General features: G+C 69.2%; 2 protein-coding genes. Both read left to right on the forward strand.

From position 1 onward, the window contains the following. The first annotated feature begins 272 nt into the window (after positions 1–272). Positions 273–1832 carry a leucine-rich repeat domain-containing protein gene (locus JZY06_RS06665; RefSeq protein ID WP_207278787.1) on the forward strand — a complete coding sequence of 520 codons (1560 nt, stop codon included), beginning with the start codon at positions 273–275 and terminating at the stop codon, positions 1830–1832. 70 nt (positions 1833–1902) lie between these two features. Then, positions 1903–2844 carry an NUDIX hydrolase gene (locus JZY06_RS06670; protein ID WP_207278788.1) on the forward strand — a complete coding sequence of 314 codons (942 nt, stop codon included), beginning with the start codon at positions 1903–1905 and terminating at the stop codon, positions 2842–2844. Positions 2845–2907 lie beyond the last annotated feature (63 nt).

Below are 2907 nucleotides of genomic sequence, written 5' to 3' on the forward strand. Positions count from 1 at the left end.
CGTGTTGTCGGCCAACCCGCACACCACCACCGCCGAAGCGGTGGTGGTTTTTTTACCTGTCCCGCCACCAGATGGTGTTGTTCCAGCTCGTCCGTTATTTATCGCTGCTGCTGCCAGTGGGATAGACTGGGCGGAACCCGGTTTGTCCCCGCCACCCGGTGCCGGTGTGTCCGGCCACCGGCGCACCCCCGGTGGTGTGTCCGGTCCGTCGGCCGGGGGCGCCACAGCCCATCGTCCCAGCCATGTGTGCTGCCGCGAGGGAAGGAATCAGTGTGCCTTTAGCCAGTCACGCCCGCCGCCGTGCCACGGCCATGCTCGCCGCACTGGTGTGCGCGGTGGCCGGGGCTTCCTGCGGCATCAGCAGTTCACCCACCCCGGCGGATACGCCGGCACACACTGTCGCCGCCGCGGCGGCCACCCCCTCTTCGTTGACCACACCGGCACCGCCCGCGCCCGCGCCGCCCCACCCGTGGACGGCCACCGATTTCACATTCACCACCGATGACAGTGGCGGGGCGGTGATCACCGGTTTTACCGGCGGGACCAATCCGCACCGCCGGCTGCCGGTGGTTTTTCCCGACTACGCCCCCGACGGCACACCGGTGACCGCGATTGCCCCGCGGGCATTCTGCGTCAACTACTGCGGCAAGTTCGACCTGAAAAAACTCAACGCCACACCCAACCCCGGCAACACCATGATCGCGGTGGCGGCCTGGCCGGCCCATCTGGACACCATCGGGGAGTCGGCGTTCGCCTCCAATTCCCTGGCGGCGATTCCGGAACGCTGGGGGAAGGTCACCACCATCGGGGATTTCGCTTTCGAACTCAACAACCTGCTGGAGCTCCCCGCCAGCTGGGGTTCCGTGACCACCATCGGCGGCTGGGCTTTCGCGGTCAATCCCGTCGCCACCCTGCCGCCGCAGTGGTCCGGGGTGCGCCGCATCGGGAAATACGCTTTCGCCAAAACACTCATCACCGAGCTGCCCGCCAGGTGGGGCGGTGTCGAGTCACTGGGTCCGTCGGCGTTCGCTGACGCCCGGCTGACCGGGCTTCCCGCCGACTGGGGGAAGATCACCTCTCTGCCGACCGGTGTGTTCGCCGGAAATACGATCACCGCCGTGGCCGGTGACTGGGGGGCCATCACCCACATCGGCGACAACGCTTTCACCGGCAACCCGCTGTCGGCCATTCCACCCACCTGGGGTTCTGTCCGCCGTATCGGGGCGGCGGCGTTCCGCTCCACCGGGCTGACACAGGTGCCGGCCAGCTGGGGTGAGGTGGAAATCATCGGCAACCAGGCTTTCGCCGCCACCGCCCTGTCGGCGCTACCCGACCGCTGGCAGAAAGTGACCTACCTCGGGACCCAGGCGTTTTCCGGCACCCGGATCACCGCTGTTCCGGCCAGCTGGGCACCGGTGACCACCATCGGCGATGAGGCTTTCGCGGGCACCGGCCTGTCATCTATTCCCGCCACCTGGGCGGGTGTGACCCATATCGGCTGGCGGGTGTTTACCGGGGCGGGGATATGCGACACCACCGTCCCGCCGCCGCCCGCATCGAACAATCCCCTCACCGAACCGGCGATCGGCCTGCCCGGCCAGGCCGGCAGCGAGGAATCCGGCTGCCCCGCCGGGGAGATCATCTGCCAGCAGCGCGCAAGCGGCACCGCACCGGGTCCCGGCATGGGCAACCCCGACCGGCAGCGTCTGTTCACCGGCACCCTGACCACCTGGCAGGACGACGACATAGGGCTGTGGCAGCACGGCGGCAACGACAGCGCCACGGATCTGTCCACCGAGCAGCGTTTCGGCGCCCAACACTGCCCCTCCTAGACGGCAACCGGGGATCTGCCCGGGCAGGTGCCTACCACCGCCCGGGTGTGCCGGGATACCATCTACTGTGATGAGTCAGCCACCACGCCGCCGCCGAAGCCGCGGCCGCCGCCGCGGACAACCGGCAGGTTCCCGGCGGACGAACCAGGACACCACGCCGCAGCAGGCCGCCGGTGAGCCGCCGGTGCCCGGGGCAGGCACCCGCCCGCGGCGGACGACCGCCGGGCGGGCTGACACCACCGCCGACACCACCGCACAGTCCGGCCGCGGCGGCAAACAGGCACACACACCCGCGCCACACCAGGGCAGCACACCGAAATCGAAGCAGGGCGGCACACCCAAGCAGGGCGGCACACCGAAACAGGGCGGCACACCGAAATCGAAGCAGGGCGGCCGCGCCACCCCGGCCCCGCGCGGCGGGGCGGGGCGGCGGGCAGCCGCGGGCAAGAAGAAATCCCCCCGCACCCCCCGTGCCGGGCAGCGCGGCGGCGCGCGGGTGGCAACCCGGCTGCCGGTCAGGGATGAAACCTCCGCGGGGGGACTGGTGGTCTCCGGGTTGGCCGAAGCCGTTGACGCCGCCGGGCAGGTGGATATGGACGCCATCTATGTTGCCTTGATCGGGCGGCTGGACCGGCGGGGACGGCTGTTGTGGTTCATGCCGAAAGGCCATGTCGAAGCCGGTGAATCGATAGCGCAGACAGCGCAGCGGGAAGTCTGGGAGGAAACCGGGCTGACCGCCTCGATCATCACCGCCCTGGGCACCATCGACTACTGGTTCGTCTCCGAGGGGGTGCGCATCCACAAAACGGTGCACCACCATCTGCTGCGCTACATCGACGGCGATTTCAATGACGAGGATCCGGAAGTCACGGAGATCGCCTGGTTCAAAGCCAGTGAACTGACAGAAAAACTCGCCTACGCCGATGAACGCAAACTGGCCCGCAAAGCCGCCACGGTGCTTCCGGCGATGGCCCGCAAAGAACATGCCGCCGGAAGGGTGACCCCCCGGTGAACCGGCACCGCATCAGCGCCGCCGCCCGGCGGGCCGCCCGGCGGGCCGGGCTGGCCACCGCCG

This window comes from Corynebacterium mendelii (genome assembly GCF_017307055.1).
Taxonomy (GTDB): Bacteria; Actinomycetota; Actinomycetes; order Mycobacteriales; family Mycobacteriaceae; genus Corynebacterium; species Corynebacterium mendelii.